This window comes from Pantoea sp. ME81 (genome assembly GCF_903970985.1).
Lineage (GTDB): Bacteria > Pseudomonadota > Gammaproteobacteria > Enterobacterales > Enterobacteriaceae > Pantoea > Pantoea communis.
Window position 1 is genome coordinate 1 of the sequence record NZ_CAJCKS010000238.1, and the last position, 5,907, is coordinate 5,907.

The following is a 5,907-nucleotide window of genomic DNA, read 5'->3' on the forward strand; positions in this document are numbered from 1 at the left end:
ATCGGCTTCGTTATAGGCTTTACGCAGATAACCGAGCCACTGTTTGATGCGGGCGACGTGATACATGCCGGTATCGCCCTGCTTCTCCAACTGCGTGTACTTCAGCAGCAGTTCGACCACATCCGGCCACGGCATCGGCGCTTCGTTGTATTTCACCACACGGCCGAGGTTCGGGATGTTAAGCGCACCGCGCCCCAGCATTACCGCATCGCAACCGGTGATGCGCAGACAGTCTTGCGCATCCTGCCAGCTCCAGATCTCACCGTTGGCGATCACCGGAATCGACAGGCGCTGGCGAATTTCGCCAATCGCCTGCCAGTTGATGCTCTCAGCGCGGTAGCCATCTTCTTTGGTGCGGCCGTGCACCACCAGTTCGCTGGCCCCGGCCTGCTGCACTGCGTCGGCAATTTCAAAGCGACGCTCACCCGAATCCCATCCCAGACGCACTTTCACCGTGACGGGAAGGTGATCGGGCACGGCTTCACGCATCGCTTTCGCGCCGCGATAAATCAGCTCAGGATCCTTGAGTAAGGTGGCGCCGCCGCCGCTGCCGTTCACCAGTTTTGATGGACAACCGCAGTTGAGATCGACGCCCCAGGAGCCGAGTTCTACCGCACGCGCGGCGTTTTCTGCCAGCCACTCAGGATATTGTCCGAGTAGCTGCATACGCACGCGCGTACCGGAAGCCGTTCGGCTGCTGTTATGCAGCTCGGGACACAAACGGTAGAAGGATTTTACTGGCAGCAGCTGATCGACCACGCGTAAAAACTCAGTAACGCACAGATCATAATCATTTACCCCGGAGAGCAGTTCGCGTACCAGCGAATCCAGCACGCCCTCCATCGGCGCCAGTAATACCCTCATCGCGTTAGATGTTCCCGCTCTTTTTCGCTGCCGGACGACGACGACCGCTGTTGGCGGCTGGCGCGTTTTGAGCGGCACTGCTGCCCTGACGACGTGCAGGACGCGCTTCGCCTTGTGGACGTGCGCCATTGCCACCCTGTGGACGCTGACCGTTGCCGCTGTGCGGACGAGAGACGTTACCGCCCTGCCCACGCCCCTGGCCACCCTGACCACGGCCCTGGCCGCGACCCTGCTGCTGGCGACCGTTCTGGATCGGTTCCGCTTTGATGCTAGGGTCCACTTCGAAACCTTCCAGCTCAATGCGCGGAATTTCACGCTTCAGCAGGCGTTCGATATCACGCAGCAGTTTGTGTTCATCGACACACACCAGTGACAGCGCAGCGCCGGTTGCCGCAGCACGGCCGGTACGACCAATACGGTGGACGTAATCTTCCGCCACGTTTGGCAGCTCGTAGTTCACCACGTGTGGTAATTCTTCGATATCCAGACCACGCGCGGCGATATCCGTTGCCACCAGCACACGAATGCCACCGGATTTGAAGTCAGCTAACGCGCGGGTACGCGCGCCCTGGCTTTTGTTACCGTGGATTGCCGCTGCGGTGATGCCATCTTTGTTCAGCTGTTCAGCCAGATGGTTGGCGCCGTGTTTGGTACGGGTGAACACCAGCACTTGCTGCCAGTTGTCGCGACCAATCATCAGCGACAGCAGTTCCCGCTTACGCTTCTTATCAACGAAGTGCACCTGCTGTGAAACTTGCTCAGAGGCGGTGTTACGACGCGCCACTTCAACCTGCTCCGGGTTGGTCAGCAGTTTTTCCGCCAGGGTTTTGATCTCATCCGAGAAAGTGGCAGAGAACAACAGGTTCTGACGTTTCGCTGGCAGACGCGCCAGTACACGGCGGATATCGTGGATGAAGCCCATATCGAGCATGCGATCCGCTTCATCCAGCACCAGAATTTCAACCTGTGACAGATCGACCGCATTTTGATGCGCCAGATCCAGCAGACGGCCTGGCGTCGCCACCAGTACATCCACCCCCCCGCGCAGTTTCATCATCTGCGGGTTGATGCTCACGCCACCGAAGACCACCAGTGAGCGGATATTAAGATACTGACTGTATTCACGAACGTTCTCGCCCACCTGCGCCGCCAGTTCACGGGTTGGGGTGAGGATGAGTGCACGCACCGGACGGCGACCACGCGCCGTGCTCGGATTGGCAGAAAGACGCTGCAACAATGGCAGCGTGAAACCGGCGGTTTTACCGGTACCGGTTTGGGCGCTCGCCAGCAGGTCACGACCCGCCAGCACCACGGGAATGGCCTGACGCTGAATCGGCGTCGGTTCCTGGTAGCCTTGTTCCGCTACCGCACGCAAAATATCGGCACTTAAGCCGAGAGAGTCAAATGACATGCAGGTGTATTACTCCGAACCGCCCTGTTCGCCGTCAGCGATGTAGTTTTCAGGGGGTATATGACGCAAGCCTGTTGGGCTCACGTGTGAAAAGGGCACAAACTACCATGCGTAAGGGCGGGAGTTTAGCAGGTTTCCGCGGCCACCGCGACTGACAATAGTCACGGCGCTGTAACATGATGTTGGTAGTCTTCCCGTCGTGGCACGAGTCGCGCCGTTGCTCTCTGCGCCCGTAATTGCGCTGCGCATAAAAAAGGAGCCGCATGCGGCTCCTTTCGGTTCGCAACTGAGCTTTCGCTTAGCTGCGCTTTTTCTCCACGCGATGCGCGGGTTCTTTCGCCAGCAAGGATACCAGCGCCGGACCCACCAACATCACCACGCCCAGGCAACCGATCAACAGGTTGTTGTGGATGAAGCGGGAGATCAGGAACAGCGTCAGCATCGCTGCGCCGAAGTAATACGTTGTTGTGACTTCTTCCAGCGCGTCACCCATGCGACGCAAACGGGCACTACGCTGCAGAGCCAGCATGGCGATAAACACCACCGCATAAGCTGCTACCAGGGTACTGCTCACTTCAACCAGCGCCTTGTGTTTCCAGCCCCAAACCAGCGCGGCGATCACCAGCAGGTGCATCGCAATATGCAAACAGGTTTGACCGGTAACGATCTGAACACGATTAGACCATTTCATTCTCTTCTCCTGGCAGACCCAACAGGTCGCCCAAGTGTATCTGGCTGCGGCCAGACGGATTTCCTCAATGTAAAGCAAATTTCGGATAACGCCCTAATTTTCTGCGCCCTTCACCACCCATTTGTGACAAAGACTACACTTTGTGCTGTTGATGATGAAAAGGAGCGCGTCGAAGTATGCCACAAAACACGCAAGGATTTTCATTTAAAGTCCTGACGATCAATACCCACAAGGGGTTCACCAGCTTTAACCGTCGCTTTATCCTGCCGGAATTGCGTGACGCAGTCCGCGCCACCTCGGCGGATATTGTCTTCCTGCAAGAGGTGATGGGCACCCACGCTATCCATTCACTGCACATTGAGAACTGGCCGGAAAACTCTCATTACGAGTATCTGGCCGATACCATGTGGCATGATTTTGCCTATGGCCGTAACGCAGTTTATCCCGAGGGACATCACGGGAACGCGATATTGTCACGTTTCCCCATTATTGAATATGAAAATCTCGATATTTCTGTGGCGGGAAGCGAAAAGCGCGGCATGTTGCACTGCCAGATTCGCCTGCCGGATCGCCCCGATCCGCTGCATGTCATCTGTGTGCATTTAGGGCTCAAAGCGCAGCATCGCCAGGCGCAGATGAAGATGATGAGCGATCGCATCAATGCCCTGCCGCATGATGCGCCGCTGGTGGTGGCCGGAGATTTCAACGACTGGCAAGTGCACGCCAATCGCTTCCTGAAGCGCAGCGCGGGATTGCAGGAAGTGTTTAGCATGAAAAACGGCCGCCCGGCACGTACCTTCCCGGCACGTTTTCCGCTACTGCGACTGGATCGTATTTATATCCGCAACGCCACCGTGAGCCAGCCCTGGGCGCTGCCGGTCAAACCCTGGTCACACCTTTCCGATCACGCCCCCCTGGCCGTGGAGATCTTCCTATGAATTTCAGCTGGCGTGAGGGCAATCAGTTGCGGTTGCTGGAGAACGGCGAGCAGTTCTTCCCCTGCGTTTCAGCAGCGATTCAGAGTGCCGAGCGTTCGTTGCTGCTGGAGACGTTTATTCTGTTTGAAGACGACGTCGGCAACGCGCTGCATAGCGATCTGCTGGCGGCGGCGCAGCGTGGCGTGAAAGTCGAAGTGATGGTGGATGGCTATGGTTCACACGATCTCTCCGACGCCTTTGTGAACACGCTGACGGAGGCCGGGGTGCGTTTTCTCTATTACGATCCGCGCCCGCTGGTGCTGGGCATGCGCACCAACGTGTTCCGTCGTCTGCATCGTAAAATCGTGGTGGTCGATGATGCCCTCGCCTTTGTGGGCGGCATCAACTTCTCTGCAGAGCACAATACCGATTACGGCCCGGAGGCAAAGCAGGATTATGCGGTCGAGGTGACGGGGCCGGTGGTGCTGGATATTGCTCGCTATGTACAGCAGGCCATCGGCAGCAAGCAGACCACGCGACGCTGGTGGGGAGGACGTTCACAGCGGCTGGCGGTTAATGCGATGCCCGGTGAGGCACAGGTGTTGTTTGTTTATCGCGACAATGACGACCATCGCGACGACATTGAGCAGCACTATCTCGATATGCTGCGCAAGGCCAAACAGGACGTCATCATCGCTAATGCCTATTTCTTCCCTGGCTATCGCCTGTTACGTGAAATGCGCAGTGCCGCACAGCGTGGCGTGCGTGTACGGCTGATCGTGCAGGGTGAACCGGATATGCCGATTGTTAAAGTGGGCGCCGAGATGCTCTATAACTATCTGGTGGATGCCGGGGTTGAGGTCTACGAATATTGCCGCCGCCCGTTGCACGGCAAGATTGCGGTGCAGGATCAGCACTGGGCCACGGTAGGCTCCAGCAATCTCGACCCACTGAGTTTATCGCTCAATCTGGAAGCCAATCTCATCGTGCACGATCGCACTTTCAATCAGACGCTGCGTGACAACCTGGAAGCCCTGCTTCAGCACGATTGTGTGCGTGTGCAGGATGACAAATTGCCGCCGCGCACCTGGTGGCATCTCACCAAAAGTGTGATTGTGTTCCATTTCCTGCGTCACTTCCCGGCCATTGCCGGTTGGTTGCCCGCGCATACGCCTTTACTAGCGCAGGTTGATCCCCCGGTGCAACCGGAAATGGAAACCCAGGATCGGGTCGAAACCGGCAACGAAGGAGCGAAACCCTGATGAGCAAAAAACATTCTCGCTGGCAATGGACAAAGAAAATCCTCACCTGGCTGTTCTTTATTGCGGTGATCGTACTGCTGGTGATCTACGCGCGCAAAGTGAACTGGCAGGATGTGTATCAGGTGATCGTCGGCTACAACCGCTATGTGGTGCTGGGCGCAGCGGCGCTGGTGGTGGTCAGCTATCTCACCTATGGCGTGTATGACTTAATCGGTCGCGCCTACTGTGGACACAAGCTGGCGAAGCGTCAGGTGATGCTGGTGTCGTTTATCTGTTACGCCTTTAACCTGACGCTCAGCACCTGGGTTGGCGGCGTGGCGATGCGCTATCGCCTCTATTCCCGCCTCGGCCTGCCCGGTGGCACTATCACACGCATCTTTTCCATGAGTATTGCCACCAACTGGCTGGGCTATCTCCTGTTGGCGGGCGTGGTGTTTGTCGCCGGCATGGTGCCGATTCCGCCGCGCTGGTTTATTGGCGAAAATACTTTGCGCATTATTGGTGCCGTGCTGTTAGTGCTGGTGGCGATTTATTTGTGGGCCTGTGCCTTTGCGAAAAAACGTCGCTGGACGATAAAGGGGCAACATTTACAGCTGCCGTCGCTGCGCATGGCGCTGATTCAGTTTGCCGTCTCCAGCGCGAACTGGCTGGTGATGGGCACCATTATCTGGCTGCTGCTGGCGCGTCAGGTGGATTATCCGCAGGTACTGGGGGTGTTACTGATCAGCAGTATTGCGGGGGTGATCATTCATATTCCGGCGG

6 protein-coding genes are annotated in these 5,907 nt (G+C 57.2%); 3 read left to right on the plus strand and 3 right to left on the minus strand.

Annotated elements, in window-relative coordinates; all coding sequences use genetic code 11:
• The 3 genes from dusC to H7A81_RS25070 all read right to left on the minus strand — a co-directional run.
• The coding region (dusC, locus tag H7A81_RS25060; protein ID WP_182059069.1) for a tRNA dihydrouridine(16) synthase DusC at positions 1–864 on the minus strand (864 nt) is incomplete at its 3' end.
• Positions 865–868: 4 nt separating this feature from the next.
• Positions 869–2,275, minus strand: coding sequence for an ATP-dependent RNA helicase RhlE (gene rhlE / locus H7A81_RS25065; protein WP_034821085.1), 1,407 nt, complete (start codon positions 2,273–2,275; stop codon positions 869–871).
• A 298-nt stretch (positions 2,276–2,573) separates the two neighbouring features.
• Positions 2,574–2,966, minus strand: a complete 393-nt coding sequence (locus tag H7A81_RS25070; protein ID WP_034821088.1) for a YbhQ family protein — start codon at positions 2,964–2,966, stop codon at positions 2,574–2,576.
• 176 nt (positions 2,967–3,142) lie between these two features.
• On the opposite strand from H7A81_RS25070, the gene H7A81_RS25075 reads away from it, so the two are divergent.
• The 3 genes from H7A81_RS25075 to H7A81_RS25085 form a co-directional block, all read left to right on the plus strand.
• On the plus strand, positions 3,143–3,904 hold the full coding sequence (locus H7A81_RS25075; RefSeq protein ID WP_058961602.1) for an endonuclease/exonuclease/phosphatase family protein: 762 nt from the start codon (positions 3,143–3,145) through the stop codon (positions 3,902–3,904).
• Positions 3,901–5,145, plus strand: coding sequence for a cardiolipin synthase ClsB (gene clsB, locus H7A81_RS25080; protein WP_182059070.1), 1,245 nt, complete (start codon positions 3,901–3,903; stop codon positions 5,143–5,145). The genes H7A81_RS25075 and clsB overlap by 4 nt, the downstream gene beginning before the upstream one ends.
• Positions 5,145–5,907: YbhN family protein (locus tag H7A81_RS25085; protein WP_182059071.1), on the plus strand; the 763-nt coding region annotated here is incomplete at its 3' end. The genes clsB and H7A81_RS25085, both read left to right, overlap by 1 nt.

Coding starts and splice junctions, on each gene's coding strand:
- H7A81_RS25075 (WP_058961602.1), top strand. CDS start 3,143: ATGCCACAAAACACGCAAGGATTTTCATTTAAAGTCCTGACGATCAAT.
- H7A81_RS25070 (WP_034821088.1), bottom strand. CDS start 2,966: ATGAAATGGTCTAATCGTGTTCAGATCGTTACCGGTCAAACCTGTTTG.
- clsB (WP_182059070.1), top strand. CDS start 3,901: ATGAATTTCAGCTGGCGTGAGGGCAATCAGTTGCGGTTGCTGGAGAAC.
- rhlE (WP_034821085.1), bottom strand. CDS start 2,275: ATGTCATTTGACTCTCTCGGCTTAAGTGCCGATATTTTGCGTGCGGTA.